The 26,817-nt window shown below is 68.1% G+C and carries 26 protein-coding genes, 1 tRNA gene and 3 pseudogenes; 18 read left to right on the top strand and 12 right to left on the bottom strand.

The window, feature by feature from the left end:
• Positions 1 to 11 precede the first annotated feature (11 nt).
• A pseudogene (locus tag OG878_RS27275) lies at positions 12 to 515 on the top strand (IS3 family transposase); the annotation flags it as partial.
• Between the two features lie 40 nt (positions 516 to 555).
• Here OG878_RS27275 and OG878_RS27270 read toward each other — a convergent pair.
• From OG878_RS27270 to OG878_RS27255, 3 genes and pseudogenes are all read right to left on the bottom strand, one after another.
• Complete coding sequence (locus tag OG878_RS27270; RefSeq protein ID WP_328889215.1) at positions 556 to 1,671, bottom strand: PP2C family protein-serine/threonine phosphatase; 1,116 nt, start codon at positions 1,669 to 1,671, stop codon at positions 556 to 558.
• Positions 1,672 to 1,976: 305 nt separating this feature from the next.
• Positions 1,977 to 2,264: pseudogene (locus OG878_RS27265) on the bottom strand (IS200/IS605 family accessory protein TnpB-related protein); the annotation flags it as partial.
• Positions 2,265 to 2,649: 385 nt separating this feature from the next.
• A complete protein-coding gene (locus OG878_RS27255; RefSeq protein ID WP_328889214.1) occupies positions 2,650 to 3,693 on the bottom strand; it encodes an NADP-dependent oxidoreductase in 1,044 nt (347 codons plus the stop codon).
• Positions 3,694 to 3,793: 100 nt separating this feature from the next.
• Between OG878_RS27255 and OG878_RS27250 the strand changes: the two genes are divergently transcribed.
• Positions 3,794 to 4,762, top strand: a complete 969-nt coding sequence (locus OG878_RS27250; RefSeq protein WP_328889213.1) for a LysR family transcriptional regulator — start codon at positions 3,794 to 3,796, stop codon at positions 4,760 to 4,762.
• A 134-nt stretch (positions 4,763 to 4,896) separates the two neighbouring features.
• Here OG878_RS27250 and OG878_RS27245 read toward each other — a convergent pair whose 3' ends face one another.
• A complete protein-coding gene (locus tag OG878_RS27245) occupies positions 4,897 to 5,307 on the bottom strand; it encodes a hypothetical protein (RefSeq protein ID WP_328889212.1) in 411 nt (136 codons plus the stop codon).
• A complete protein-coding gene (locus tag OG878_RS27240; RefSeq protein ID WP_328889211.1) occupies positions 5,304 to 5,612 on the bottom strand; it encodes a transposase in 309 nt (102 codons plus the stop codon). The genes OG878_RS27245 and OG878_RS27240 overlap by 4 nt, the downstream gene beginning before the upstream one ends.
• A 252-nt stretch (positions 5,613 to 5,864) precedes the next feature.
• Here OG878_RS27240 and OG878_RS27235 point away from each other — a divergent pair, with 252 nt between their 5' ends.
• The 8 genes from OG878_RS27235 to OG878_RS27200 all read left to right on the top strand — a co-directional run bounded on the left by OG878_RS27235 (position 5,865) and on the right by OG878_RS27200 (position 14,074).
• On the top strand, positions 5,865 to 7,136 hold the full coding sequence (locus tag OG878_RS27235; RefSeq protein WP_328889210.1) for an MFS transporter: 1,272 nt from the start codon (positions 5,865 to 5,867) through the stop codon (positions 7,134 to 7,136).
• A 325-nt stretch (positions 7,137 to 7,461) separates the two neighbouring features.
• The gene (locus OG878_RS27230; RefSeq protein ID WP_328889209.1) at positions 7,462 to 7,683 is read left to right on the top strand and encodes a hypothetical protein; all 222 of its coding nucleotides are present in this window, start codon (positions 7,462 to 7,464) and stop codon (positions 7,681 to 7,683) included.
• 952 nt (positions 7,684 to 8,635) lie between these two features.
• Positions 8,636 to 8,905, top strand: coding sequence for a barstar family protein (locus OG878_RS27225; RefSeq protein ID WP_328889208.1), 270 nt, complete (start codon positions 8,636 to 8,638; stop codon positions 8,903 to 8,905).
• Positions 8,906 to 9,306: 401 nt separating this feature from the next.
• The gene (locus tag OG878_RS27220) at positions 9,307 to 9,471 is read left to right on the top strand and encodes a hypothetical protein (protein ID WP_328889207.1); all 165 of its coding nucleotides are present in this window, start codon (positions 9,307 to 9,309) and stop codon (positions 9,469 to 9,471) included.
• 5 nt (positions 9,472 to 9,476) lie between these two features.
• On the top strand, positions 9,477 to 11,612 hold the full coding sequence (locus OG878_RS27215) for a SpoIIE family protein phosphatase (protein ID WP_328889206.1): 2,136 nt from the start codon (positions 9,477 to 9,479) through the stop codon (positions 11,610 to 11,612).
• A 333-nt stretch (positions 11,613 to 11,945) separates the two neighbouring features.
• Positions 11,946 to 12,551 carry a flavoprotein gene (locus OG878_RS27210; RefSeq protein WP_328889205.1) on the top strand — a complete coding sequence of 202 codons (606 nt, stop codon included), beginning with the start codon at positions 11,946 to 11,948 and terminating at the stop codon, positions 12,549 to 12,551.
• A gap of 313 nt (positions 12,552 to 12,864) precedes the next feature.
• Positions 12,865 to 13,512 carry a cysteine hydrolase gene (locus OG878_RS27205; RefSeq protein ID WP_326601879.1) on the top strand — a complete coding sequence of 216 codons (648 nt, stop codon included), beginning with the start codon at positions 12,865 to 12,867 and terminating at the stop codon, positions 13,510 to 13,512.
• A 208-nt stretch (positions 13,513 to 13,720) separates the two neighbouring features.
• Entirely contained in the window at positions 13,721 to 14,074 is a 354-nt protein-coding gene (locus OG878_RS27200; RefSeq protein ID WP_328889204.1) for a DUF1622 domain-containing protein, read from the top strand.
• Positions 14,075 to 14,398: 324 nt separating this feature from the next.
• Here OG878_RS27200 and OG878_RS27195 read toward each other — a convergent pair whose 3' ends face one another.
• Entirely contained in the window at positions 14,399 to 14,587 is a 189-nt protein-coding gene (locus tag OG878_RS27195; RefSeq protein ID WP_328889203.1) for a hypothetical protein, read from the bottom strand.
• Between the two features lie 303 nt (positions 14,588 to 14,890).
• On the opposite strand from OG878_RS27195, the gene OG878_RS27190 reads away from it, so the two are divergent.
• From OG878_RS27190 to OG878_RS27175, 4 genes are all read left to right on the top strand, one after another.
• A complete protein-coding gene (locus OG878_RS27190) occupies positions 14,891 to 15,121 on the top strand; it encodes a hypothetical protein (protein WP_328889202.1) in 231 nt (76 codons plus the stop codon).
• A gap of 123 nt (positions 15,122 to 15,244) precedes the next feature.
• Positions 15,245 to 15,511, top strand: a complete 267-nt coding sequence (locus OG878_RS27185; RefSeq protein WP_328889201.1) for a hypothetical protein — start codon at positions 15,245 to 15,247, stop codon at positions 15,509 to 15,511.
• 732 nt (positions 15,512 to 16,243) lie between these two features.
• Positions 16,244 to 17,005, top strand: a complete 762-nt coding sequence (snpA, locus tag OG878_RS27180) for a snapalysin (protein ID WP_328889200.1) — start codon at positions 16,244 to 16,246, stop codon at positions 17,003 to 17,005.
• 12 nt (positions 17,006 to 17,017) lie between these two features.
• Positions 17,018 to 17,221: a hypothetical protein gene (locus OG878_RS27175; protein ID WP_328889199.1), complete on the top strand. Its 204-nt coding sequence runs from the start codon at positions 17,018 to 17,020 to the stop codon at positions 17,219 to 17,221.
• Positions 17,222 to 17,321: 100 nt separating this feature from the next.
• On the opposite strand, the gene OG878_RS27170 is transcribed toward OG878_RS27175, so the two are convergent.
• Positions 17,322 to 17,396, bottom strand: a tRNA-Val gene (locus OG878_RS27170).
• A gap of 190 nt (positions 17,397 to 17,586) precedes the next feature.
• On the opposite strand from OG878_RS27170, the gene OG878_RS27165 reads away from it, so the two are divergent.
• Positions 17,587 to 18,381, top strand: a complete 795-nt coding sequence (locus tag OG878_RS27165) for a DUF4097 family beta strand repeat-containing protein (protein WP_328889198.1) — start codon at positions 17,587 to 17,589, stop codon at positions 18,379 to 18,381.
• 136 nt (positions 18,382 to 18,517) lie between these two features.
• On the opposite strand, the pseudogene OG878_RS27160 reads toward OG878_RS27165, so the two are convergent.
• Positions 18,518 to 18,860, bottom strand: a pseudogene (locus OG878_RS27160) (LuxR C-terminal-related transcriptional regulator); the annotation flags it as partial.
• Between the two features lie 214 nt (positions 18,861 to 19,074).
• On the opposite strand from OG878_RS27160, the gene OG878_RS27155 reads away from it, so the two are divergent.
• The 3 genes from OG878_RS27155 to OG878_RS27145 are packed head-to-tail and all read left to right on the top strand — an operon-like array spanning position 19,075 to position 21,353.
• Positions 19,075 to 20,442, top strand: coding sequence for a hypothetical protein (locus tag OG878_RS27155; protein ID WP_328889197.1), 1,368 nt, complete (start codon positions 19,075 to 19,077; stop codon positions 20,440 to 20,442).
• A 59-nt stretch (positions 20,443 to 20,501) separates the two neighbouring features.
• Entirely contained in the window at positions 20,502 to 21,092 is a 591-nt protein-coding gene (locus OG878_RS27150) for a DUF4383 domain-containing protein (RefSeq protein ID WP_328889196.1), read from the top strand.
• Positions 21,093 to 21,131: 39 nt separating this feature from the next.
• On the top strand, positions 21,132 to 21,353 hold the full coding sequence (locus OG878_RS27145) for an FmdB family zinc ribbon protein (protein WP_328889195.1): 222 nt from the start codon (positions 21,132 to 21,134) through the stop codon (positions 21,351 to 21,353).
• Between the two features lie 42 nt (positions 21,354 to 21,395).
• Here OG878_RS27145 and OG878_RS27140 read toward each other — a convergent pair whose 3' ends face one another.
• The 4 genes from OG878_RS27140 to OG878_RS27125 all read right to left on the bottom strand — a co-directional run bounded on the left by OG878_RS27140 (position 21,396) and on the right by OG878_RS27125 (position 26,652).
• The gene (locus OG878_RS27140; protein ID WP_328889194.1) at positions 21,396 to 22,055 is read right to left on the bottom strand and encodes an O-methyltransferase; all 660 of its coding nucleotides are present in this window, start codon (positions 22,053 to 22,055) and stop codon (positions 21,396 to 21,398) included.
• 61 nt (positions 22,056 to 22,116) lie between these two features.
• Positions 22,117 to 22,953: an HAD family hydrolase gene (locus OG878_RS27135; protein ID WP_328889193.1), complete on the bottom strand. Its 837-nt coding sequence runs from the start codon at positions 22,951 to 22,953 to the stop codon at positions 22,117 to 22,119.
• Positions 22,950 to 25,478: a phosphoribosyltransferase gene (locus OG878_RS27130; protein WP_328889192.1), complete on the bottom strand. Its 2,529-nt coding sequence runs from the start codon at positions 25,476 to 25,478 to the stop codon at positions 22,950 to 22,952. Before OG878_RS27130 ends, OG878_RS27135 begins: the two co-directional genes overlap by 4 nt.
• A gap of 10 nt (positions 25,479 to 25,488) precedes the next feature.
• Entirely contained in the window at positions 25,489 to 26,652 is a 1,164-nt protein-coding gene (locus tag OG878_RS27125) for an HpcH/HpaI aldolase/citrate lyase family protein (RefSeq protein WP_328889191.1), read from the bottom strand.
• Between the last annotated feature and the right edge of the window lie 165 nt (positions 26,653 to 26,817).

Genomic DNA, 26,817 nt, shown 5'->3' with positions numbered 1-26,817 from the left:
AAGGCGGACCAGCCCCGAACCGGCTGTGGCTCACCGACATCACCGAACACGCCACCAGCGAAGGGAAGCTGTGTCTCTGCGCGATCAAGCACGTCTTCAGTACGAGGATCGTGGGCTACTCGATCGACGCGCGGATGAAGTCCCGCCTGGCCGTCGCAGCCCTGAACAACGCTGTTGCCCGACGTGAAAACGTCGCCGGGTGCATTCTGCACAGCGATCGCGGGTCGCAGTTCCGGTCTCGCAAGTTCGTCCGGGCGCTCGACCGGCATCGGATCGTGGGCTCGACAGGAAGGGTCGGGACGGCAGGCGACAACGCGGCCATGGAGTCCTTCTTCAGTCTGCTGCAGAAGCATGTCCTCGACCGCCGGACGTGGGCCACCCGTCAGGAACTGCGGATCGCGATCGTGACCTGGATCGAGAGGACCTACCACCGACGCCGCAGACAAGCCTCGCTCGGCCGGCTGACCCCCATCGAATACGAAACCGTCATGACCACACCGGCCCTCCAGGCCGCGCGACCGAACCTGCCACCCAACCCTGCATCAGACCCCGTGCCTAGTCCCGGGAGCCTTGCCAGTCCAGGCAGACCACGGTCGCGTCGTCATGCAGGACACCTTTCTGGGCACGCAGGACGGCCTGGGTAAGCGTGTGAACGGTCTCGCGAGGGTGCAGGTCGCGCGTGCCCTCGATCAGAGCCGGAAGGTCCTCGGCAGCGGCGTTGCGCTCGAGCATGCCATCGGTAACCAGGATGAGGCGGTCACCTGGTCGCAGTTGGAGCGACTGGACGCGGTGCGGGTGCGGCAAGGGGGCACCGAAGGGCGGATCGATCTCGGGAATGATGCGCTCGAGACGTCCCCCGCGCAGAAGCCAGGGCCAGGGGTGACCGGCATTGACGAAGCCGGCACTTCCCGTCTGCAGATCGATGCGCAAGAGCTGGCCGGTGACCAACGGGCCATGCAGGCCGTGGTCGAGCAAGGCCTGATGAGCCTGATGGGCCTGGTCGGCCAGGTCTGCTCCTCCGCGCCGCGCGCTGCGCAGAGCACCAACGAGCAGGGTGGCGATGAGGGCGGCACGGACATCGTGGCCCATGGCGTCGGTGATGGACACATGCAGCGTGCGGCGGTCGAGGGAGTGATCGAAGGTATCGCCGGCGATCTCTTCGGTCGGGATCAGCTCGCCGGAGACCGTGAACTGCGGTGCTTCACAGGTGAGGCTGTCGGGAAGGAGAGTGTTCTGGATCTCAGCGGCCAGGTTCATGGGGAGGGTGCGGCGGCCCCACTGGTACAGGTCGGTGAAGCGGCGGTTGGCGATGAGGATGTAAGCCAGGGCATGGGCCGATTCGACGATCGTCTGCACGGTTGCAGTTTCGGGGGCTTGTGGGAGGAGGACTTCAAGAAGCCCGATGGCATCCCCCCGATTGGTCACCGGGGCAACGATCTGGACCTGCCCGTCGGGGTGCCCGCCTCGGCGGACGGACACCCGCTGATCGCGCAGTACCTGCCCGTAGACGGTGCCGGGCAACGTGATGCGCTCCCGCTCCTCACCGGCGTCGGCGTTGCTCAGGCGCACAACGGCGTTGCCGGTGAAGTCGGTGATCAAAAAGGAGACGGACCGGGCCTCCAGGCGCCTCGCCAGCTCGAAGGCGATCACCTCGGCCGACTCGACAGGCATCCGGTCCTCTGCCGCAGCGAGCAGTCCGGCCAGCCCCGCAGACCTTTCAGACATCTCCGGTTCCTCTCGCCGGATCCGCTCAAAGATCCACTCTCACGGCAGCACCGATGAGCCGCACCCGTGACCGATGCAATACAGGGTTACCTGGCCAGAGAGTGCAAGGCCCCATTACGCCACCAGCGGCATGTCACACACCGTCGTCCAGCGTGCAACAGGGCAACCACACGGCAGCGTCCCGACCGTGAGTGACCGCCCCGGTTGATGTGAAAGCCCCCAACCATGATCGGTTGGGGGCCCTCGCACTGGTGGGCGCGGACGGTTTCGAACCGCCGACATCCGCTTCGTCCGGCCTGCCAGTCGGCAACAGCAGCGGCGTGCCGGTCTTCCAGTGCCGCGGGCCGGCGGGACTTGCGGAACCACTCGTTCTTCGACCGGTAACCACCCGCGGCACGTTTCGTTCCGCGTTCCCCGATCGGGAGGGGCAGGCGGTGCCGCAGCGTCTTGATCCCGGCTGCCAGGCTCTGGATGTGTGCCGCGTGGCAACGGCGGGCCAGTGCCCACTGATCGTGCGTGGCCTTCGTGATCGCACCGGCGATCACCCCCTCGATGCGAACTATGGGCGGGACGGTTGTTGAGGTCTGCCGGGCTGGTGAACCGGTCACCGAGCGTTGGTGACGTTCGGCTGTGGTCATGCCGGTTGCTGTACTTCGCTGTTGTACAGCAACCGATTCAGAAGTCATCTCATTTGGTGAGTCTGCGGTAGCAGATGAGGGTGCAGGCTCCCGGTCGCCGTGCCGGCGCCGACCGCCACCCTGCGGCCGCGACGGCGCCTCCGGCACCACCCGCTGGAACAGCTCCCACAACTCATCCGGCACCAGCCGCTCAACGATCCCCACCATGAACGGCAGCCTACCGACCCCACCAAATGAGATGACTCCTAAGGCGATTGATGCAGCGTTCGATGGGCACGGATTCCCCTCATGACACCGGAGGTTGGGTGTCAGTTCGGGGACTGGCTTGCCTGGGGTCTCGCACGATGATCTTGCCGGTATTCTCGCCGTGCAACATTCCCAGAAATGCGTCCACGATGCGCTCGAAACCGTCAACCACTGTCTCGTCCAGAGCGAGCCGACCGCTCTGCAGATGCGGCACCGCGAACTCGTACAACTCCTCCTGAGTGTCACGGTAGTTGCTGACCAAGAAGCCCTCCATGCGGATGCTCTTCTCCACGATGTCCGCGTAGTTGAAGCGCGGTGATGGCGTGTCGGGGGTGTTGTACTGGCTGATCGTGCCGATGCGGACGATGCGCCCGAACTCGCGCAGCGCTCCCACCGCCGCGGCCAGCTGCTCGCCGCCGACGTTGTCGACGAACACGTCGATGCCGCCCGGCGCGGCCTTGCCGAGCAGGTCGGCGGCGGGCCCGTCGTGGTAGTCGAAGACGGCGTCGTAGCCCACCTCCCGTGTGAGGTGGCCGGCCTTCGCCGCCGAGCCTGCGCTGCCCACGAGCCGTCCGGCGCCGAGCAGTCTGGCGAACCGCCCGGTGGCCGTGCCGACCCCGCCTGCGGCGGCCGACACGAACAGGTCCTCCCCCTCCTGGAGCCGGGCGATCCGGGTCAGGCCCACATAGGCGGTCAGGCCGGTGCCGCCGAGGGTGCTCAAGTATGCGGTCAGGGGCACCCCATCGAAGCGGGGCAGCTGCCGGATCTCCTCGGGCGAGACCACCGCGTGCGTGCGCCAGCCTTGCCGGTGGAGCACAATCTCGCCTTCGGCCAGCCGAGGCGTGCGCGAGGCGATCACCCGCCCGATGGTGCGGCCCTCCAGCGGTGCGTCGAGCGCGAAGCCGCCGGGCACGTCGTCCATCATCTCGCGGTGGTAGGGGTCGACGGACCAGTAGAGGTTTTCCACGAGCGCGCTGCCCGCTGCGGGGTCGGGAAGCGTGGACTCAACGAAGGCGAAGTGCTCGGCGGTGGGAAAGCCGTGAGGGCGGGCGGTCTGGTGCACGGTGAGCGCGGTCTCGTTCATGCCCGGACCGTAAGGCGGGAATGCGCCAACTGGGCAGCCGGTTGGGCTCATGCGACACACCGTTCCATGAGCAGTTCTCATACATTGAGGTGAGCGCCCTGTGGCCCGCACGACCGACTCCGATCTCGCTCCGCAGGAACTGCGCGTCCTGGTGGCGGTCGCGGACACCGGTGGCTTCTCGGCCGCGGCCGACGCACTCGGTCTGACCCAGTCCGCGGTCTCCCACTCGGTTCGCGGCAGCGAGCGCAAGATCGGTGCAGTCCTCTTCGAACGCGGCCGCACCGGCACCCGCCCCACCCCTGCCGGGGAGAAGGCCATCGTGCACGCCCGCCGCATCCTTCGCCTGCTGGACGTCCTGACCGCCGAGGCGCGCGGTGCGGCCCGGCCCGATGCTGCGGAGGGGCCGCTGCGGATCACGGCTTTCCGTAGCGCGGCTCTCCACCTGCTGCCGCCCGTCCTGCAGCGGCTACGCGCCCGACACCCCAGGATCGAGCCTCGGGTGCGGATCGTACGCGAGGTGGGGCGCGGCACTGCGGGCGAAGTGGCCGACGGGAAAGCCGACATAGCCATCGCCACACTGGGCGACTCGGAACCGCTTCCACCGGGTCTGGTCGCGAGCGGACTCCTTGAAGAGCCGTATGCCCTGGTGCACGCGACGGGTCACGCCGCCCCGCGCTCACTGCCGCTGGTCGACTGGGCCGAAAACTGTGGCTCGTACACCCGCGACTGGTGGGCTGCACAGGACTGGATTCCGAAGGCGACCATCGAGGCCGAGGACGACGGAGCGGTGCTCTCCTTGGTGAGCGGAGGCCACGGAATGGCGATCATGCCCGCGCTCTCCTTGGTCGGAGCACCGAACTCGGTGGGGATCACCGATCTCGGCCCCGAGCGCCCGTCCCGCCAGATCGGTTATGTCACCACCTCCGAGCTGGCCCGATCTGCTGTCGTGCGCGCCGCGGTGAGGGAGCTGCGGGCGACGGCCGCGCAGGGTGTGAGCCTTCTCAGCAGCGAGGCTCGATCAGGTCAAGCACGGCCTGAGCTGCTGACTGCTACCGGCGGACAATCTTGAAAACCGTCGTGGCAGCGATGTCACCGTGGGCTCAAATCCCATACCCACCGCAGATGAACAGCCCCGGACCTCGAAGTCCATCGCATCCCCCGAACTGGGGTGTTGCGACGACTACTAGAACTCAAGTGACTCGGTCAGGGGCCGTTCATCTGGTGGCGTGTTCGGATGTCGGTGAGCCACAGCCGGTTCGGGGCATTCGCGGTGAAGGTGCGGCGGACGAGGTCATCGTGCACCGGCGGGCCGGCCTCCTTGGTTCTGCCCCGCTTCTTGCCGAACACGCTCCACCACCTGTTGTCACGGCAGATCCGCCACGCGGTCCGGTCAGCCATGCCGGCTCCCGCGCTGCGGGCTTCATCGGCCAGGAACCGGTAGCCGAACTCCGGGTCCTCACGATGGGCATCGAACAATGCGTTTGCGCGAGCGGCCTGCTCGAACTCGGCATCGGTCACAGGCCGTTCGAGCCAGCGGTAGCAGGGCTGGCGGGCGAGCTTGAGGACCCGGCACGTGACCGTGACGGGAACACCGTCTCCGGCCAGCTCTTTCACGAGCGGGTAGATCCTTTTCCCGGCAGGTTCGCCTGGGACAGGAAGGCCGCGGCCCTGCGCAGGACCGCGTTCTCCTGCTCCAGCAGCTTGATCCGCCGACGCGCTTCCCGTAGTTCCGCGTTGTCCTGGCTGGTCGTTCCGGGTTTCGCCCCGTCGTCGATGTCCGCGCGGCGCATCCACTTCGACAGCGTCATCACGTGGACACCGAAGCCGGCGGCCGCCTGCTCGAGTGTCACGCCCGGGCCGCGGTTCCTCGCGACCCGCACGACATCCTCGCGGAACTCTTCCGGATAAGGCTTGGGCACAGCGACATCCTTCCCACCCGCCCCACAGGGCAGGCCAGTTCAGATGTCACCCGATCGTGCAGCAGACCCTTTCCAGAAGATGCACGCTACTGTTTCCAGCATTTGACACCACCGCCGAAGGTGGCCGCGGCGCTGGCAACGGTTCCCGGATGGCCGGCCCAATATCCTGCGCGAAGTATGGACTGGAGGTTCCGGTCGGCGGCGGAGGCCCAACACCAATGATCACCGGAGTCACCAGGGGGAGCCCGCAGCATGACCGGCACCACGGAGGCCCTTAGCGGGTCGGCTGCAGTCGACAATGCAGCACCAAGTGTCACGCGCCCGTTCTACGTATACGCCGTGCTCGCCAACTCGCTGTTCCAGCGTGGCGTATTCGTCCTCTTCCTTCAGCAGAGAGGCTTCTCCGCCGGGCAAGTGGCCATCCTTCAGACACTGCTCTACCTGGTCAGTGGACTTGCGGAGTTGCCGACGGGAGTCATCGCTGACCGAATCGGCAGGCGTGCCAGCATCGTGATCGGCCAGGTGCTGATAGCCGGATGCCTGCTCGGTCAGGTGACGTCCTCCAACTACTGGGTGTTCCTGACGCTGTTCATCGGCCAGGGCGTGGGCATGGCATGTGTATCCGGTTCGGACACCGCCCTGCTGTACGACCTGCTCGTGCGTCGTGGTGCAACGGCCAGCTACGTCAAGATCAAGTCCCGGTTCACCATGCTCGGGACGGTCACCTCGGGAGCCGCCATCGTCCTCGGCGGCCAACTGCAGCAGATTTCCTGGGGAGTCGTCTACGTCGGTTCGGCGGCGTGCCTCGTCCTGGCCGTGGTGGTGCTGATGTCACGGGTGCCCGAGATCCGCGGCGCGGACGCGGTGGACGAGCAGGAGGGAGCCGAGGAGGATCCCGGCGACGTCACAGCATGGCGGGCGATGCTTCGGGTCGCCACGCCGGCGCTCGTGACGCTTGTCGTGGTGTCCGGATTGATGCATGCGACTTTGACGCCGTACATCATTTTTACGCAGAAGACCCTCTCCGATCAGGGAGCGGGCACCGCATTGGTCAGCGTGGTCATATCGGCGGGATTCTTCGTCGGCGGACTCACTCCCTTGCTGTCGGACCGCGCGAACCGGCGCATCGGGTATCGGGTCATAGTCCCGGTGTCTCTCCTGACGCTCGCCGCGGCACTCGCCCTGAGCGGCCTCGGCCTTGTCTGGGTCACCATCGCCGCGTTCCTGGCCCTGGTCGGAATTCCCGAGATCACCGCCGTGATCGTGGACAACGTGTTCAACGAGGCCGTGCCGTCGCGCCACCGGGCGAGCCTGCTGTCGATGATCGCATTCGTGGAGTCGGCGCTCATCGGCATCGGCTATCTCGTCGTCGGCGCGCTCATGGACGGGATGGGCTCCAGTGTGGGCATGGCCACCTACGCCGCAGTCCCCCTGCTGGCATGTCTCCTGTGGCTCCCGGTGCTCTTCCGAGGGGCACGGGTGACCACCGAGATCAAGAAGCCCGCCGACCAAAAGGCATCCTGAAACAGACCGTCTCGCGCAACGTCCTGCCCGATGGCAGAGGCGCTGCTCGTTGACATGTCGCTCCCAGTCAGCGACGGAGCTGTCATCGCGACGATCAGCGCCAAACGGGATGGGAAGAATCGCGCCACTCAGAAAACCTCAATAGCCACTCAGGTTTGATCAGTAGCCGAAGAAGTGCAACGCCTGGCGCGGTTGTGGCACGCGGAACTTCCTTGCGCCAACAGCTCCCGGACATAGTCGCTACGCCGGCCACGCCTTCAAGGTGCTGGTCGTGGCAGAGAGGCCACCCTTGGCAGCGAGTGCGCTCACCTGTCACGATCAACCCATGGCCAACCTTCCGAAGGTCGCGAGGCAGGTCAACGCACTCATCGACGACTTGATGGGCCTGGCGGCTGGCGCAATGGTGCTGGCGGTTGGAATCAAGATGCATCGCGACGGCGGATCTGTGGGTTGGCTCATCGCAGGAACAGCGGCGCTGATCTTGAATACCCTCTCGGTGGCCCGACGTCGGGCCGCGCGGCGACGGAGGCCGACTCTGTCGCCGTAGGGGCGAATGCCCAGCACTGGTGGTGAGCAAGTCGGGCAGCCACCGCAAGCGACTTCATCGTCGCTGGAACACAGCCTCGAGGCCTGGCCTCATTCTGATCAGGTCGATCGTGGGGGCTTGTCGATGTCGGTCAGCCCGTTCCGTACTTCGGCCGGCGGGCTGCTGAGGTTCGGCGTTCACCAGCGCCGTTCGTGCCGGTTGGTGTCAGGCGCTGTTGTCAGGAATCGGGCTTCCCTCGACCTCCGTCCGTATCCCCGTTTGTAGTGCTTCGGGCTCTCACGGGCCTGCCGAGGACCTGAAGCACCGCGCCGAGCACGACGAGAATCAGGGCTACCGTGGCGAGGTCCGCGGCCGCTTCATAGGACCATCCGACCAGCCTTGGTACTCCGTTCAAGGCCAGGCCGCCGCCCATCGCGATGGCACCCCAACCAGCCTTCCGGGGATGCCGGTACTGCGCTGCTCTCCAACCGCTCAAGGTCAACGTTCCCCCGGCTGCAATCAAGCATCCGCAGGCCAACATGATCCACGCTGTCATGACACTCCTCCGCCGGGAGGTTACCGCGCGGTCGGCGGACGCCGCATCGCTTCCTCAACCCACCACTCACCCCAGCTCCCATCCCGTCCGCCTTCGGCCCACACACTGTGGAGCGGGCGTGGTTCAGGGCGTCAAGGTGGAGCGCGCCACTGTACGACCGACTGTGAGGATTGGTCATGGCACCGCTCGGGTCGTGCTTCCTGCTGGTGGGCGCGGACGGTTTCGAACCGCCGGCATCTGCTTTGTAAGCCTGGCGCCGACCACCGCAGTGTCGCTGCTGGTCACCGCGCGTATGACTGTGCTGCCCGGCAGCCATGCGACCGCACTGTCATTCGCTCCCGTTGTCCGTGGCTGACCGCTCTACCTGGCACGGATCTGGCACGCACGCCTCTGCTGACACCTGCAAGGATCGCAAGCATGCTCACCATCGACGTCAGTACTGCGACCGACGAGCGCGAACTGCATGCAGTACTTGCGCAGGCACTCCGCTTCCCTGGCTTTTACGGTCTCAACTGGGCCGCCTTCTGGGATGCGATCACCGGCTTGGTCCAGATCCCAGACCATCTACGCTTCGAAGGCTGGAACCAGCTCAGCACCCGTGTCCCGCACGGGGCCACCATGCTCCGACAGGCACTAGACCAGCATCAGCAGCAGTACCGGCCGCAGTTCCTCGCCGAGTACATGTAGAGCGCCAGAAGCCACTCGATGCGAACTACCTGCATGACGGTCGCTGGGGGCTGTCGGCCGCCCACGCTCTTGCGCGCTGCTACGTCCCTCCCCTGGGGTCGGGACGGGGTGCCGTCACAGGAGGACGGGCATATTGTCCGTATATGGGTGACGTGAGGTGCGACTGGTGCGGTGCGGGGCTGCCGGAGGCTGCGGGCCGCGGGCGCCGGTACTGCGGGCCGGCGCACCGGCAGGCGGCCTGGCGGGCCCGGCGCCGTTGGCGGGAGGCAGCGCCCGCGCGGAAAGGGGTGGCCGCGGTCGGTGAGGTCTTGCTGCTGCAGGTCTCACGCGTCGTGCGGCTGCCCGTAGTGCCGCCACCACCGGGTTCGCCTGTGGGATGGAACTGCGCTGCCGTGGCCCAGGTGTCTGATCTGGCTGGACAGCTGGTCCGCGCGGCGGTGCTGGCGGATCGGCAGGCCGGGGCGAGCTGGGCGCAGATCGGTGCGGGGCTGGGGATAAGCGCCGAGGCGGCCCGCAGCCGCTTCGGGCGCAACCGCAGTGCCGCGCCTGCCGGCCGGGGCGGGTGACGGCCGTGCCGGGTCCCGCGGTCCCCGCAGATGCCAATGGCTCCGGAGAGGGGCTGCTGGATGCGGTCCTGGCCGACGTCATGCGGGATACCGGCGCATCGGTGGGGCTGGTGTTTCTGCTGCCGCCGGGGGAGCGGGTGCTGCGGCTGGTGCTGGCTTCCGGGATGTCCCGGGAGATCGCCGCTCCCTGGGCCCGTGTTCCCGTTGATGCGGCGATCCCGGTGGCGGACGCCGTGCGCCAGCGGCGCCTGGTCTGGCTGGGCAGCCAGGAGGAGATCGCCTGCCGCTACCCCCGGATCAGCATCGTCCTGCCGTATGACTTCAGGGTCGCCGCAGCCCCGGTCACCGACGGCACCACCGTGTGGGGCGGCATCGTGTTGCTGTGGCCCGTCTCGCACCCGGCGCAGCTCAGTGCGGCCGAGCAGGAGACGATCACCGCCTGCTGCCGGCGCGCGGCCCCGCTCCTGCAACAGGCCGCCGCCAGCGGCCGTCCGCTGGGGCCCGCCGACGAGCCCCGTCTGCTGCCTGCGCTGCACTCCCCCGAGGCCGACTGGGCCCAGGCCATGGCCGCCCTGGACTGTACTGAGCGGCTGCCGGTGGGCTGCTGCGCGCTCGACCTGGACGGCCGGCTCATCTACATCAACCCCGCCGGCGCCGAACTGGTCGGTGCCGATGCCGCCTCCCTGCTGGGCAAGCGCCCATGGGAGGTACTTTGGTGGCTGTACGACCCGGTGTTCGAAGATCGATACCGGGAGGCGGTGGTCTGCCAGCAGACCACCTCCTTCACCGCCAGCCGTCCACCCGACATCCGGCTGTCCTTCCGGCTCTATCCGCACGACAGCGGCATCAGCGTCCACATCACCCTCACCGGCGGGGACCCGACTGCCACGACGGAAGAGGCCGCGGCCCCTTCCCCCGTTGGGCTCGTCGGCGCGACGGGGCTGTACCACCTCACGCACCTCGCCACCGCCCTTGCCGAGGCCGCCAGCGTGCAGGACGTGGTCGAGCTTGCCTCCGACCAGATCGTGCCGGCCTTCGGCCCGAAGGCGCTGGCTCTTCTCGCCGTGAAGGACGGACGGCTGCGGATCACCGGCTACCGCGGCTACAGCCTGGAACTGATGGACCGCTTCGACGCGGCGCCCCTGACCTCCGACACCCCCGCCGCGCGTGTCATCACCACCGGTGTGGCCAGCTTCTTCACCACCTTCGCCGACCTCAAGAGGGCCTACCCTCCTGCCGTGCACCAGGACGGGATGGCAGCCTGGGCCTTCCTCCCCCTGATCGTGTCAGGGTGCTCGGTCGGCTCCCTGGTCCTCGCCTACGACCTGCCCCGCCCGTTCCCGCCCGCCGAACGGGCCATGCTGATGTCGCTGACCGGACTCATTGCCCAGGCCCTGGACCGCGCCCGCCTCTATGACGCCAACTACACTCTCGTCCGCTCATTGCAGACCGGACTGCTGCCCCACACCCTGCCGCGCCTGCCCGGCTTTGACGTCGTCGCCCGCTACCGCCCAGCCGGTCACGGCATAGACATCGGCGGCGACTTCTACGACCTCATCATCTGCACACCTACAACGGCCGCCGCGGTGATCGGCGACGTGCAAGGCCACAACACCACCGCCGCCGCCCTCATGGGACAGGTCCGCACCGCCGTCCACGCCTACGCCACCACCGGCGCCTCCCCCGGCGAGGTCCTCGCCTCCACCAACCGCCTCCTGGTCGACCTCGACCCCGGCCTGTTCGCCAGCTGCCTCATCGCCCACCTCGACCACACCCACCACCGTGCGCTTCTCGCCACAGCCGGACACCCCCCTGCCCTGCTCCGCCACCCCGACGGGCACACCGACACCCTCCGCGTGCCGCCAGGGCTGCTGCTGGGCATCGACCCGGACGCCGACTACCCCACCACCGAGATCCCCCTCCCTCCCGGCGCCGTCCTCGCCCTGTACACCGACGGACTCGTCGAAACCCCCGGCACCGACATCGACGTCTCCACCGACACGCTCGCCAGCCACCTGGCAGCAGCGGAACCCGAGAACCTCGACGCCCTCGCCGATGTCCTCCTCCACCACGCCGAACAATCCGCGCCCCGCTATGACGACATCGCCCTGCTCCTCATCCGCACGCACGCCGGTCAATGAACGTGCTCTAGCGCCAACGGTTGTTCGGTTGTTCCCCGGGGCCGGAACTATCGGCACCACGGTCACTGAGACCTGTCGGCCCGACAACACGGGTGGTAGGGATCAGCCAAGGTTGGTGGCAGTCGGTGTGGTTGCTGTACTTCTCCGCTGTACTGCTGGCCCTGGGGGCGGAGCAATACGGGGCGGTGGAACGGTGAGCATAGGCAGTCGCGGCGTGCTGGCAGTCGTGGGTACGGCAGCCGATGGAATCGAGACGCTGCGCACCGGACCGGTGGAGCCAGCCATCGCCCTCGACTGGCAGGTGGCCGTGACCCTCACGCCGAATGCCGGCCGATGGCTGAGGCGAACGGCGAGCCGGACCGGCTGGAGAAACTGACCGGCTTGCCAGTACGGGATACGCCTCGCCTGCCGACTGAGCCTCGCCCGCACCCTGTTGCCGACTGCTACGTAGTGGCCCCGGCAAGCGCGAACTACATCGCCAAGCTCGCAACGGGTGTCTCGGACAACCAAGCCCTTACACAGGTGAACGAGGCGCTCGGCACGACCGGCGTCCGCGTCGTGGTGTTCCCCCGGGTCAACGCAGCTCACGCGAGACATCCGGCATGGCAGTGGCACCTCGAGACACTGCGGAAGGCGAACGTGGACCTTGTCTACGGCCCTGACGTCTGGCCACTGTATGAACCTCGCCAGGGACCAGAAGTTCGAGAGCTGCCCTGGCCCACAATCATGGAGTCCATCCAGCAAGTGGCGACCCAGCCTGCTCGACATCCGCTTCAGGAGTTCGATCGCGGGTCGCCTGGAGGCGCTTCCCCGCGGAAGGGAACGGTCACGTCTGACTGCCCCGGACCACTGATGTTCCTCGACGTTGATGTCAGCCGTGGATGTCACTCACGCCCTTGGGGGCGACAAAGGCCCCGCCCCCATCAGGGCGGTTTCTAGGGGTCCTCGGCCGTCTGCGCGGGCCGTTCGTGGCCGCTGGTCACAGGCTACTGGTCCGGCCTGACCACCGCTGCAGAACGCCCCGCGATGGGGCACAGTGGAGCGGAGGGCCGAATGACCGGGACAGCGCCTCCTCAAGGCACACACCCCGAAGGTGAGCACGGCACTCGAGTGATGTTGCTTGGTGTCGGAACAATCCACACCGGCTCAGGAAGAGAGCTCGCGTCACCGGACCGGAATGTGATTCGGAAGGACATCCGCTGTACCGAATACTTGTCACGCCAGTGGTTTGTTATCGCGTGAGGAGCGCCAGGTGGAAATCAAGAAGACCGACACGGCGGTTGTGTTCATTGACCCCCAGAACGACGTGCTGAGCGAGGGCGGAGCGAACTGGGACGCGGTGGGAGCGAGCGTCACAGAGAACAGGACCGTCGAGAATATGGAGAGAATCTTCGAGGCGGCTAAGGCGGGCGGATACGAGGTCTTCATCTCGCCCCATTACTTCTACCCGACCGACAACGGATGGCGGATGAACGGGCCGCTCGAGACAAGCGAGCTCGAGACCCACACGTTCGCACGGACGGGACAGCTCGATCTGACCGGGTTCCGAAACTCCGGGGCAGACTGGCTGGACCGCTTCAAGCCCTATATCGAAGACGGCAGAACGGTGGTCGCCAGCCCGCACAAGGTATTCGGACCGGAAACCAACGATTTGGTACTGCAACTGCGCAAGCGGGGAATACAAAGGATTATTCTTGGAGGGATGCTGGCGAACATGTGCGTCGAGTCCCACATGCGTCACCTAATCGAGGAGGGATTTGAGGTCGCCGTGGTCAGGGATGCAACAGCTGGACCCCGGCACCCGGTCTGGGGCGACGGCTATCAGGCGGCCATCATCAACTACCGCTTCTTCGCCCATGCGTTGCTGTCGACTGACGAAGTACTCGATCGAATGCACTGAGGAGCTCGCAGCCGGGAAATAGCGCTCGCGTCCGTCCGATAGTTACGCCTTCAACAGGCGCCGTCGACGGTCGCCGGTCTACTGCGCGGAGAGTGCCGTGGAAACACGTCTAGCCCGACTGTAGCCGGTGCTCGGAACGACGTGTCGGTAGCAACAGAGGTTGTGGACCACAAACGAGCGGATTCGGGTCGGCGCGAGAGGGAATACTGTGGAGTTCCAGGACATCGTGGAGCTGGTCGGTCGAGCCGTTGACGCCGCCGGCGTAGCCATCATAGTCGTGGGAACGCTCTTTGCGACCGTTCTCGCGGCTATCCGGCTCAGTCGCCGACAGGCGGGTGTGTACCGCGGCTATCGCCGTCGCGTCGGGCGGTCGATCCTGCTGGGGCTGGAGTTCCTCGTAGCCGGCGATATCATCCGTACAGTCGCCGTCGCACCGACGTACGCAAGCGTCGGAGTGCTGGCCGTGATCGTGGGCATCCGGACCTTCCTCAGCTTTTCTCTCGAGCTCGAGATCACCGGGCGGTGGCCATGGCAGAAGCCAGTGGCCGAAGCCGAAGACTGACCCGCGTGGTGCCGGCGGCCAGTGGAGCGGCGCCATCCCTGTCGTGAATTCTTAGGCCAGGGCTCAGTCTCATCGAACGTTTCGCGGCACCATTGTTTGCGCCCCTGTACACGTTGATGATGTTCCTCGTGGTGTATCCAGCCAAATATTGGTCTATCACAAAGATAAGGTCCGATAGGTGGCACACCCGGAACGTTTCGGTGCCGCAGTCGCCTGAGCAGAGTCAAAGCGTCCCGGTCGTCGGGGGTGGACTAGTTCCGTGATCCCTAGCGGGCTAGGTGTTCGAAGCTTCGTACTGATCGGGCACGTGCTGGGCACGGCGGTTCAGCGCTTCTGGGCCCTGTACCGCTCGAGGAGAGCCGTGATCTGCGTGTAGTTGGCGCCGCCGTCCAGTTCAGTGAGGAGATCATCAGGGGAGAGTTCGCAGTGGTCGCCCCACCGCCGGCGCCCCTTGTTGTCCCAGATGCGGAAGCCGCCTGGGACCCCTCTGGCCACGTACCGTCTGCGGCTCACGTTGTGCTCCCCCCTGTGCCGCCCTTGCGAGCACGCTACATCGGGGCCGGGGCGGTCCGCGCGGGACGAAGGCAGGCGCGCGGGTCGTCCCTGCCCCCTCCGCACGATGAAGAACGAACGAACCGGCACGCGGGGCCGACTCTGTCTCGGGAGGTCAGGCCTCAGGAGCGGCTACGGATCACCGCATGCCAGCTCACTCAAGACGTTCGCCAGCAGAATCAAGACCAACGTCTTACGACGCCATTAGGAGCGCAGGGCCCCGGCGGTGAGCCGGGGAGCGCGCGACGAGCGGAGCGAGGAGCCTTGAACGACGGCGTTGAGGTGTTCGCTCTGCCGCAGCGGTGGACCGGGGCGCTGGCCAACGCGAGCTCCACCGAGCTGGAAGAGCTTGCAGGCCGCTGGACCACGCGGGTCCGGTCTGAGGACGGGGACGACATGACCGACGATGATCTACTGGCGGTCCTGCAGGGAGTTGCCCGGCTTGCGGCGTCTGCGATGGACACGGGTGGCGGCCTCTACAGCTGGAGCTCCTGACCATTCTCCTGCGAGGGACGCTCGTTTGAGGCCACTGCATGCCAAGAGCTCGGTCCCGGTGGAGTCGAAGTACAGGGTGAAGAACCAAGATCGGTCTGCTGCGACGATGTTGCCGGTGCGCAATTGCTCGTCGCGGTGCCGAGCGCGGAGGATCTCAACGGTCTCGTCGAGGCCGAGGGCCGTCAGGCCGATCTTCAACGACCGCTTCAGCCTTGTCGCAGCGATGCCGACGACCATCCACTGTGGCGGCTGTCCGTCGTAGAGCACCACCTCGCCGCCGGCGGCGATGGCGTCGCGTGCTGCCTTGCAGGCAGTGGTTGCTCTTTGAGCATCACGGTGATGTCGGGCGGACTTGGGCTCTCGTCCTCGGTGGCCATGTGGCGACTGTAGAGACCGAATGCAGCCGTTGCTACAGGATTCGGCGTGACCTGCGCAGGGTTCAGGAACAGAGGCGGTCGTGACAGGTAGAACTGCGGACCGGCCACATGGTGGCCAATCGGTCAATACCAAACCCTGGCTGCAAAATCCCCTCAATGCCCTGCGCTTGACCTCTTCTCCCCCACGCCGCTCGCCGGGCTGCACGGCGGGCCCGGCTTCCATCCTGATCAGGACTGAGCGGCCGCAACTCAGCGGTGAGGGGTGCTGCCCAGCGCCGAGGGTGACTCCCTGGGGGGGGCGACTCGGGGCCGGTGGAGCGCGAAAGAGACGGAAGCCCATATTTTATGACGTCGGTCACAGCGCTCCGGCAACCAACCGACGTACTTAGTAGACGCGGTGTGGCAGATATCTGACTATTTGCCCGTTTTGACCTAGATGGTGATTTTGCCGCGCGTCCCGGACTTCTGCCCGTTCGACCCGCCCGGCCGCTGCCCTGTGATGTAAGGCTTCTGACGTCGCGACAGCTTTTCCTCCCGCCGCCATGTGCGGACTGGAGGCCCGCGCACTGCCCTGGCGAGGCCCTGGGAGCTACGAGGCGACGTAGTGGCGGGACTCATTGCGCTCCCTGTCGAGCCGTCCTAAGAATGACGACCCACAGGACGTCGCTGCAGTTCGGAACCGGTGTTCACGCAGGTCGACCGCGCACCGGGCGCTCGGCGTCACCGAGTGAGTAGGAGCCCCCACATGAAGTCGTCCCGAACGTCCGCGAGACTCCTCGCCCTCGCTCTCGGCCTGGGTCTGGCCTCCAGCGCGGTGGGCGCGGCGGTGCCGGCGAGCGCCCAGACGGCCGCCACCCCGTCCGCTTCCGGTACCTCCGTGGCGCGTTACAACGGGTCGGTTGAGGAGGCCGCGAACAACAAGGCGTTCTTCGAGGCTGTGCTCAAGTCGGTCGCCGAAAAGCGCGCCGCCCAGCCCAACGCGCAGGCGGTGACCGTCTACTACAACGCCTCCCAGGCACCGAGCTTCCGATCGCAGATATCGAGCGCGGCCTCGATCTGGAACAGCTCCGAGTCCAACGTCAAGCTCCAGGAGGCTTCGAGCGGTGCCGACTTCTCCTACCACGAGGGCAATTACCCGCGCGGTTCCTACGCCACCACCAACGGCCACGGAGGCGGCAACATCTTCCTTGACTACGCCCAGAACCAGCAGAACGACTCGGTCCGCGTCGTCACCCACGAGACCGGGCACGTGCTGGGCCTGCCGGACGACTACAGCGGGCCGTGCAGTGAGCTGATGTCGGGCGGCGGCCCCGGCCCGTCCTGCACCAACCGCTATCCGAACGCCACCGAGCGCTCGAGTGTCGACCAACTGTGGGCCGCCGGACTCGCGCACGCCTGGGGGACGGTGAACCATCCCGCTGACCACCGGAGCGCTGCACCGCCGGTACGGACCGTGGCACCGGGCCACGGTCCGGGGCGTCCGCTCCACAGCACGTCCTGGAATTGATTGCGTTACCAAGTGGGAAGCGGCTCGCTGTCGGGCCGGGTTGGTCGCCAACACTGCCAGCCCGGCCACGATCAGCAGAAGCCGGCCGCGCTGACCCATCAGCACCTGGTCAAGGGACGGGACCATGCGATCGCCGCTCATGTCGATGAGCAGATCAAAAAGGTCCGCTCGGCTGAGCCCGCCGGTGATGGTCCGGAGGAGGCATCTGGCACGTGAGTGGCACGACGCCGCTCCCCCGCCGGAATGGCGGAGGAACGATCAAGGCCCAGGCTCCCGGTTCGATGCCGGTGACCTGGGCCTTTGTCGTGCTTCCTGCTGGTGGGCGCGGACGGTTTCGAACCGCCGACATCTGCTTTGTAAGAGCAGCGCTCTACCCCTGAGCTACGCACCCGTGGATGAAGGAACAGCCTACATGGCCCATGGCCCATGCTCACAAACGGTTCCTCGGGCCTGTGGGACACCGGGGGATATCCCCACCCCGCATCCGGTGGCCGCCCGGATTCTCGCCCGGCGCCGCTTTCCCTACGGTGGACGCACACCGGTGGGAGAGCCCCCCCGGGCCGGACGGGGGATCGATCGCCGTGGCACTCCACACCAGCACCAGCACTGCCACCCGCACGCCCGCGCGCGCGCTCGTCGCGTCCGTCGGGGCTGTGGTCGTGGGCCTCTGTCTCTCCGGTTGCGGTGGTACGGACGTGGGCAGTGCCCCGGTCGAGCACAAGTCGTTCGCGTTCGGGGGGAAGTCCCTGAGGATCGATGCCGGTGATACGGATGTGGAGCTCGTACCGGCCGATGTGCACAGCATCGAGGTGACCCGCCGCGTCGACGGATGGGTGGTCCTCGGAAGCGGGCCCGATGCCCGGTGGACGATGCGGGACGGCACGCTCACGCTCCGGGTGAAGTGCTCGGCGATGATCAGCAACTGCGCCGCCCGGCATCAGGTGAAGGTGCCGCGTGGGGTCGCGGTGACGGTGGACGGTGACAACGGCAACGTCGTCGCTTCCGGGTTCGACGCTCCTCTGACCGTCCAGTCCGACAACGGGCAGGTGACCGTACGTGACTCAAGCGGGCGGCTCAAGCTGGAGACCGACAACGGGGCCGTCGTCGCGGAGCGGATCTCCAGCAGGTCCGTCTCCGCGCAGTCGGACAACGGAGCCATCCGGCTCGGGTTCACCGTTGTGCCGGATCTGGTGGACAGCATCACCGACAACGGCGAGGTGACGGTCGAGTTGCCGAAGGGGGCGGCGGCGTACGCGGTGACTGCCGCCTCCGGGAACGGGGACGTTTCGGTGCAGGTGCCGCGCAGCGACAGCAGCCCTCATGTGGTGAAGGCGCGCAGCGACAACGGTCGCATCACGGTGCGCAGCGCGAACTGACCGGCCCGTGTGCGCGTCGAAGCGGGCGCGGGCACGCCGGGCCCTTCCCCGGAGCGCCCTGTGATACCCGGGCCGGCACGCGAAGCCCGTCCCCGCAACTCCCCGAAACACCCGGGAAGGGAGCGGCTTCTCCGGGTCAGGCCCGCAGGTGGGCGAGGACCGCCGGCACCCTGCGATGGGTGTCGTCCGCCGGCGGCAGGTCCAGTTTGGTGAGGATGCTGCTGATGTGCTTGCCCACGGCTTCCTCGGACACCACCGGTTCACCAGGCGATCGCCCCGTTCGACCTGCCGTCCGCGATCAGGGCCAGGATCTCCCGCTCCCGCGGGGTGAGCCGCTCCGGCGGGTCGCGGCGGCGGCGCAGCAACTGGCGTACGGCCTCGGCGTCGATGACCGTACCGCCGTCCGCGACCTCGCACGGCGTGTCCACGAACTCCTCGGCCTGTCCGACCCCGTCCTTCAGCAGGTACCCGATGCCGGTACGGGAGTGACTCCCCTGCCCCGGCGCCGGGCGGTCCGTCCCCGTCCCCGCCCGGCGCCGTGCCTGCAAGCAGCGGCAGCAGTCCGCATGTGCTGCGGACGCGCGGCGACAACGGGGAAATCACAGCGCGAAGTGTGAACTAACCGGCCCGTGTGTTCGTCCTTACCTGGTGGGAGAATGAACCGGGCAGGGCGATACGGCACGGGAGAGGGATGTGACGGCGACACACGCGCGGCCGCAGGCAGGAGCGGGTGGCAGAACCGCCGTCAGGGATGTCCTCGGGTTGATGCTGCTTCCGGTGCCGCTGCTCGCGGCCGCGCTGCCGGCCGCCTTCGCCGGTGGTGGTACGCGGCGCTGGTTCGGCGGGCGCGGGGAGAGCCAGCGCGCCGACGCGCAGGCGGCGAAGGACGCGGCCGCGGAGGCCTTCTACGAGCTGGACTCGGCTCAGCGTGATCTGCGGATCTCCATCGAGACGATCACCGCGGTGGACAGTTCGCCCGCCGCGCGGAAGGCCGCGGACGATTTCGCCGCGCTGGGGCGCCGGATCGACGAGGCCAGCCATGCGTACATTACGGCGGTCGACGCCCATGACCTCGACCGGGACGATCTTGAGTCGGCGGCCGCTTCGCGTGCCCGCACGGAGCTGACCGGCGCCAAGGACGAGCTCGTGCGGGTCAAGGCCGAGCTGGATCGGTTCGCGCAGGGACTCGGCCCGCTGCTGGGGAACGCCGAGACGCAGCTGGCCCGGCTCGCGCCCGCCGTCGAGCGGGCCCGGCAGGCGCTCCTCGGCGCGAGCAATGCTCTCGATGCGGTGCGCGCGTCCGGACTGCGGGCGGACGATCTCGCCGCGCGTCTGGCGGCGCTCGCCCCCGAACTGACCAAGCTCAACCAGGGCGCCGGACAGCACGGCGTACCGGAGACGCTGCAACGCGCCGACCAGGTGCTGCGCGCCGGCGAAGCCCTGCGGGCCGAGGCGGCGCAGCTTCCCGGGCGCGCTGCCGAGATCGACCACCGGCTGGTGTCGCTGCGTACCCGGGCCGAGGCGCTGACGACCCGCGCGGGCTCGGTGGAACCGGTGCTGAGCGAGCTGCGGCGGCGCTTCACGGCCGCGTGCTGGCAGGACCTCCAGTCCGTGCCGGAGCAGGCCGCGGTCAATGTGCGGCAGGCCGAGGAAAAGCTCAAGGAGGCCGCGAAGGCGCGGGACGAGCAGCGCTGGGCCGATGCGACGTCGCGGCTGTCCACCGTACGGGCCCTGCTGAACGCGACGGACGAGGCCGTGTCCGCGGCCGGTGACAGGCTGCGCCGTCTCGACGACGTGGCCAAGGACCCCCAGCAGGAGATCCAGCGGACCCGGTTCGCCATCCGGGACGCCCAGCGCCTGGCCATGGCGGGGCGCAATACGCCCGAGCCGCGTCATGCCCGGCCGCTGGACGACGCCGTGGCCCGGCTGGAGCGCGCGATCGCCGGACTGGAGGGGCGCCACCCCGACTACTGGCACTTTCTGACCGAGACCGAAGCCGTGCGGCGGACGGCGGCGCGGGTGGTCTCCGAGATCCGGGAGGAGCGGGGCTCGGGCGGCTGAGCCGAGTTGTCGCCGCCGTGCGCGGGGCGGATCCTGGTGGTATCGCGAAGGAGAACACCATGGCCACCCATGCAGTGCATCCCCCGCGGCGACGTGTACGGAAGCCCGCACCGCGCAGCAGAGCCGCCCGGCTCGACGATCATCTCCCGGTCGATCACCGGCTCAGCAGCGTCTACCGCGTAGGGGCGGGGCTGATGGGGCTGGTGCTGCTGGCCTTCGGCATCCTGGGACTGATCAACAAGATCGGCTTCTTCGACACGGGCGACGCCACCGTCGCGGGCCTGAACACCAACGGGTCGCTCAGCGTCCTCTCCATCTGCGTCGGCCTGCTCCTGTTCGTCGGGATGGTGATCGGCGGCAACTTCGCCTCGACGCTCAACATGGTTCTGGGTATCGCGTTCATCCTCAGCGGCTTCGTCAATCTCGCGCTGCTCGACACCGACTTCAACTTCCTTGCGTTCCGTATGCAGAACGTCCTGTTCAGCTTTGTCGTCGGGCTGATGCTGATGATGTTCGGGATGTACGGAAGGGTCAGCGGCGGGCTCCCGCACGACAATCCGTACTGGCGCGCCCGCCATCCCGAAGAGGCCGCCAGGGAACTGCACCGCGACCGGGGTTCGTCGATGCCGGTCGCCCGGCAGGAGCCGTAGTGCGCGGTGGCCGTCACGGCTGCCGGATAGCCTGGGCGCATGCCTCGTTACGAATACCGCTGCCGCTCCTGCGGAGACACGTTCGAACTCAGCCGTCCGATGGCCGAGTCCTCGGCCCCTGCCTCCTGCCCCGCCGGGCACGAGGACACCGTGAAGCTCCTCTCCACCGTGGCCGTGGGCGGGGGGTCGGCCAAGTCCGCGCCCGCCGCACCGTCGGGTGGCGGCGGGGGCGGCTGTTGCGGTGGGGGCTGCTGCGGCTGACCCGGGCCGGGCGGCCGGTGCCCGGCAAAGGCCGCCCGGTCGTCACCGCTTGCGGGACAGGGTCAGCCCGTCCGCCACCGTGAGCATCACGCTGTCCATCCGCTGATCGGCGGCCACATGGTCGTTGAACTCCTTGATCGCCGCTGCTCCCCCGGTCGCCCCCGGATCGGTCACGCCGCCGTGGAACAGCACGTTGTCGGTGACGATCAGCCCGCCCTGCCGCATCCGGGGCACCAGCTCCTCCCAGTACGGGATGTAGTTGCCCTTGTCCGCGTCCAGATAGGCCAGGTCGATGTGCGGCTCGGACGGCATCGCCCGCAGGGTGTCGAGTGCGCGGGCGATGCGCAGCTCGATCCGGTCGGCGACGCCTGCTTTCTCCCACGCCTGTCGACCGTAGGCGGTCCACTCCTCGGAGATGTCGCAGGCGATCAGCCGCCCGTCGGCGGGCAGTGCCTGCGCCATGGCCAGCGCCGAGAACCCGGTGAACGTCCCGACCTCGACGATGTGCCGGGCGCCCGTCAGCCGTACCAGGAAGGCGAGCAGCGGGCCCTGCTCCTCGGCGGACTGCATCCCGGCCTGCTCGGGAAGGCGTGTGTACGTGGTCTCGACGAGGTCGCGCTGTACCGCGTCGAGCGGCGGGTTGTGCGCCAGCATGTACGCGTACAGCTCGTCCGTGATCTTGGTTTCGTTTCCCTTGCTCATGGCCCACTCTCTCCGGCCTGCCGGGCAGACCCGTCGCGTCGTCGGGTTCCACTCTCCCCCGTCAGAGGGCCGGCTGCGGGGCGGCGGCCCGCAGAAAACGCCGGAGGATCTCCTCGCCCGCCACGACACCCCGTTGGGTCAGTACGTCGATGTGCGGGGCGCTCCAGCCGGTGTCGGCGAGTTCGCCGTGGCCGGGACGCCAGCCGCGGTCGGCGGCGAGCAGCAGATCGGCGTCGAGGAGCGAGTCACCTGCAGCGAGGGTGAGCGTGGCACCGGCGCGGCGGGCGACTTCCTTCATCGCGGCGCTCTTGGTGAGCGGCATGGGAACGGCATAGATCTTGCGGCCCTGGAGGGACACGGTCCAGCCGCGGGGCTCCGCCCACGCGGCCAGCTCCCTCACCCAGTCCGCGGGCAGCAGCGAGCGTTCGACGACGAGATACGCGAAGAGATCCTCGGCGACCCGCTCCTTGAGCAGCCAGGCGGGGTCCGCGGCGGCCACCAGGTGGGTGCGGACCTCCTCGAGCGAGGCGCACTCGTCGGCGAGCCGGCGGGCCACCTGCGTCTGCCAGCCGGGGTCGGAGACGCCGTCGACCAGGAGGTGCCCTCCATTGGCACAGATGGCGAACTTCGGTGCGGGGCCCGGGAGATGGATGCGCTCGTACTGCTCACGGCTGCGGGTGGTCGTGGGCACGAAGACCGTGGTGCGGGCCAGCTCCTCGAGAAGTGCGGCGGCCGTCTCCGTGAGATAGGAGAGCGGCTTGCGGTCGTACGTCTCGACGCAGAGCAGCCGGGGTGATTCGGCGTCCGGCATGAGGAGCTGGAGCGCCGCCCTCGAGTAGATGAGGGTGCGGTCGAGGTCGCTGGCGACCAGCGTCGTCGTGGGCCTCGAAACGGTCACTGCGACGCCACCGACTTGCCGTCCGCGCCCGTCGCTCCCCGGGTGTACTTCGGGTGGATCAGTCCGACGCAGGTGTACGGGAGTCCGTCGACCTCCTCGACCGGCACGCCGCGCTGTTCGGCCAGCAGCCGGATGTGTTCGAGGTCGGCGCCCGCGCCCCGCTTGGCGAGGATCTTCCATGGGACGCGTCGCAGCAGTACGCGTGTCGTCTCGCCGACGCCCGGCTTGACCAGGTTCACATCGTGGATGCCGTACTCCTCGCTGATGCGCTCGACGGCCGCCCAGCCGTCCCAGGTGGGGGCACGGTCGGCGGTGAGCAGCTCCTTGACCTCGGCGTCCACCGCGTCGACGACTTCGTCGAAGTACGCGGCGACGGTGTCGAGGAAGTGGCCGGACACATCGGAGTCCGCGAGCTCCCGGTAGAACTTCGCGCCGTGGTAGTCATCCGGGCCGACCAGGTCGGAGCGGAGGACGGTACGCGAAATCAGTCCGGATGCCGTGGAGTTGAGGCAGGCCGACGGTATGAGGAAGTCCTCGCGGGTGCCGTAGGTCCGAACGCAGCCGCCCGGGTCGGCCAGGACCGCGATCTCGGGATCGAACCCCTCGAACTCGGCGAGTGCCGCGGACAGTTCGCGGGTGATCGCCCCCTTCCCGGTCCAGCCGTCGACGAAGACGACGTCCGCCGGGTCGTGGTGGGCGGCCAGCCAGCGCAGGGCGTTGGCGTCGATGCCGCGTCCGCGCACGATGGAGACCGCGTAGTGCGGCAGATCGAGTCCGTGCCGGTGCTGGGCCCAGCGGCGCATCAGCACACCGACCGGCGTTCCGGCCCGGGCGAGGGAGACGAGTACGGGGCGGGGGGTGCGCTCGGCGAGGACCGTCTCGGTGACGACGCCGACGGCCCGTGCGATGCGGGCGGCCGACAGGTCCAGGGCCGCCTTGAACAGCTCCTGGTACTGGGCGGACGGCTGGTATTCGACAGGCAGCGATTCGGCGTAGTGCGCGCCACCGCTCTGTATCGCCTCCTCGCGCTCTTCGGTCGGCGCCTCCAGCTCGGTGTCCGAAAGGTCCTGGAGCAGCCAGCCGACCTCGTCCGGGGCGTACGAGGAGAAGGCGGGGCCGCGGAGGGGCTCGGGCAGCATGGGGGTTTCCTGCCGTTCGGGGGCGGGCGTGGGGGCGTACGACGGGACGTACGAGGGGACGACGGCCAGCAGGACGTGGGAGGTGTGCGCGGCGAGCTCCACCAGCAGTCCGCCGGGTGCGTGCAGCTCCGGGGTGTCGGCGACGGAGTCGACGACCACCACCACGGCGTCGAAGCCGGCGCCCGCGACGTTGTAGGCGAAGCGGTCACCGGGGCCGTCGGCGGGGTTGTCGTGGGCCGGGAAGACGAGGCGGCTGCGGATCGCGTACCCGGGGTCGTCGACGGCGAGGACGGGGGAACGCGTGGTGGTCGAGTACCGCACCTCGGCGTCGGTGCGCTCCTCCAGGGCCGTGCCCAGCCGGAGCGGTGCGTACATCAGCTCCTCGAAGCCGAGGACCAGTACGCGACGGGTGTCGGCTCCCAGGGCCTCGGCCATGCGGGTGGCCATGGCGGGCAGGGCCGATTCCAGGGCCGCGCGGTGTGCGGGGGTGAAGCCGTGCCGCCCGCCGTCGGGTACATCCGCGGGCCACTCCAGCTCGACCCTGGTGCAGGGGCCGTCGGCCGGCCGCTGCGGCACCGGCGCTCCGGCACCGGCCTCGGCGGCGGCCTGCGTCGGCTCATGGGCCGCGACCAACGCCTGCCCCTTCTCCAGGACGTCGTCCGGCAGGCGGATCGTGCCCGTTCCCCGCGCCACCAGGTCGACGCGTGCGCCGATCTCCTCGGCGAGCTCGGCCAGGCGTCCGCGGTCGGCCGCCGACCGCATGTCGACCAGGGCCACGATGACGTACCGGTCGCGCGGGTACAGCTCGTGCAGCGCGCGGATCGTGTTGAGCACGGTGTTGCCCGTGGAGAACTCGTCGTCCACCAGAACGAGCGGTTCCCCGGCACACCCGCCGTCACCGACGCCGCCCAGCAGCGTCGGGTCCTCCGGCAGGAGCAGATGCGAGGTCGCGTGCGAGTGCGACTCCTCGAAGCCGCCCGCCCGGGCCACGCCCTCGACCGGGCGCCGCGTCGAGTGGAGGTAGGGCGCCACGCCCAGCCCGTCGGCGACCGCGTGGCCGAGACCGGTGGCGGTCTCCGCGTACCCGAGGACCACCGCCCGGCGCGCCGCGTCGTCCCCGAGGAGCTCACGCACCCGCCGGCCGAGCTCGAATCCCGTGCCGTACACCACGGAGGGGCGCTGCGGCACATGCTTGCCCAGCACATTCGAGACCAGCAGATGGGCCCGCTTGGGGTTGCGGCGCAGAGCGAGGCCCAGCAGCTCCCGGAGCTCGCCGTCGCCTTCGGGCTCCCCGTTGCCGACGAGCTCGACTCCCAGTCGCTCCGACACCCAGCTACCCGACCACACCACGTTCGCCGTCTCTTTCCTCGCTGCGCGCTCGCTCATCGAGACACGCTCATTCCGCGACGCCCGCGGTCAGCAGCTCCACGAACCCGACGTCTTCCTTCGTCACACCGAAGACCTCGGCCCGCAGCAGCGTGCGCTCGGCCCACGCGCGGTGCGGCTTCACTTCATTCATTTTGTTCGTATATGCGGAGCGCATGACACCGCCGCCGCCCCGCTCCGGCCGCAGGATGTCCTGCGCGTCGCTGTACTCCTCGTGGCTGACCACGGACAGGGCGTGCACGGGCGCGACGTGCGACGGGTGGATACAGGTCTTGCCCAGCAGCCCGTTGGCCCGGTCGAGCTCGATCTCCCGCAGCAGCCCGTCCAGGTCGTGCTCGATCAGTTCGGTGCGCAGTTCCTCGGCCCTGCCCTCCATGAAGGGGCTGCGGCGCAGCTGCGGCTTGAACATGCGCTCCTGGAGGCGGAAGTACTCCCACACGGGTCCGGTGATGGTGAAGCCCGTGCCGTCCGCCCGGCCCAGCATGTTCACCACGTCCGCAATGACCGCGGCGACGAGCTGGACGTCGTACGCCGTCATGTCGGGCGCCCGGCGCAGTCCGTACGCCGAGCAGAAGTCGGTGACCCCGAGGCGCAGTGCCAGCACCTGGTGCCGGTACGTGTCGACGGTGCGGGCGATTCCCTGCAGCGTTTCGCGGCGGGACTCGAGATGAAGGAGTTCCGGGGATTCGAGGACGGGCATGGCGAAAAGCCGCAGCCCCTTGGCCGTCTCGGCCTTGGTGAGTGCCTCCATGAACGGCACACCACGCTCTTCGGTGAACTTGGGAAGTACAAAACCGGACAACAATGAGGCGGAGCTGCCGAGCCGGTTCACCAGGTCCGTGATCTGCTCCGGTTCACGGACCCGGATGAAGAGCAGCGGCAGCTCGACGCCGCGCGCCGCGAGGTCGGCGAACTGCCTGACCAGGTTCTCCTCGGCCGCCGCCACTTCGGAGTCGTTGATCGAATCCTCCAGGCACAGCACCATCGAGACGACGCCGCGACCGGCCTGCTTGATGATGTCGTCCGCGAGCCGCGGCCGGGTGGCCGGGGAGTACAGGGTGGCTCCCAGAGCGGCCGAAAGTGTGCGGGCGGGTGAGCCGGCATCGAATTCGATCGGCTCCCGGTGGAACAGGCCCTTCCGCGCAGCGGGCGAGATGTGCCCGAAATGACGCATGTGATTCCCCCGTACTGCCTGACAGGCCGGACAACGTGTGGCCGGTAATAGTACGTACGGACCGGTGTCGACAGTTCCCCGCGTGCGTGAATTTCGGGTAACTCGTCCATTTCCCGACGGTTCCCGAGGCCCGGAGGCCACGGTTCCGACGCACGTCGGAGACAG

This window comes from Streptomyces sp. NBC_00316, from assembly GCF_036158715.1.
Taxonomy (GTDB): domain Bacteria; phylum Actinomycetota; class Actinomycetes; order Streptomycetales; family Streptomycetaceae; genus Streptomyces.
This window is presented reverse-complemented; position numbering and strand designations above follow the sequence as displayed.

Excerpts from the sequence above, each read along its gene's own strand:
- OG878_RS27125 (WP_328889191.1), bottom strand. The coding sequence starts at position 26,652 with ATGCGTCATTTCGGGCACATCTCGCCCGCTGCGCGGAAGGGCCTGTTC.
- OG878_RS27230 (WP_328889209.1), top strand. The coding sequence starts at position 7,462 with ATGGCCAACCTTCCGAAGGTCGCGAGGCAGGTCAACGCACTCATCGAC.
- OG878_RS27235 (WP_328889210.1), top strand. The coding sequence starts at position 5,865 with ATGACCGGCACCACGGAGGCCCTTAGCGGGTCGGCTGCAGTCGACAAT.
- OG878_RS27145 (WP_328889195.1), top strand. The coding sequence starts at position 21,132 with ATGCCTCGTTACGAATACCGCTGCCGCTCCTGCGGAGACACGTTCGAA.
- OG878_RS27225 (WP_328889208.1), top strand. The coding sequence starts at position 8,636 with ATGCTCACCATCGACGTCAGTACTGCGACCGACGAGCGCGAACTGCAT.
- OG878_RS27210 (WP_328889205.1), top strand. The coding sequence starts at position 11,946 with ATGGCTGAGGCGAACGGCGAGCCGGACCGGCTGGAGAAACTGACCGGC.
- OG878_RS27140 (WP_328889194.1), bottom strand. The coding sequence starts at position 22,055 with ATGAGCAAGGGAAACGAAACCAAGATCACGGACGAGCTGTACGCGTAC.
- OG878_RS27150 (WP_328889196.1), top strand. The coding sequence starts at position 20,502 with ATGGCCACCCATGCAGTGCATCCCCCGCGGCGACGTGTACGGAAGCCC.
- OG878_RS27255 (WP_328889214.1), bottom strand. The coding sequence starts at position 3,693 with ATGAACGAGACCGCGCTCACCGTGCACCAGACCGCCCGCCCTCACGGC.
- OG878_RS27270 (WP_328889215.1), bottom strand. The coding sequence starts at position 1,671 with ATGCCTGTCGAGTCGGCCGAGGTGATCGCCTTCGAGCTGGCGAGGCGC.
- OG878_RS27130 (WP_328889192.1), bottom strand. The coding sequence starts at position 25,478 with ATGAGCGAGCGCGCAGCGAGGAAAGAGACGGCGAACGTGGTGTGGTCG.
- snpA (WP_328889200.1), top strand. The coding sequence starts at position 16,244 with ATGAAGTCGTCCCGAACGTCCGCGAGACTCCTCGCCCTCGCTCTCGGC.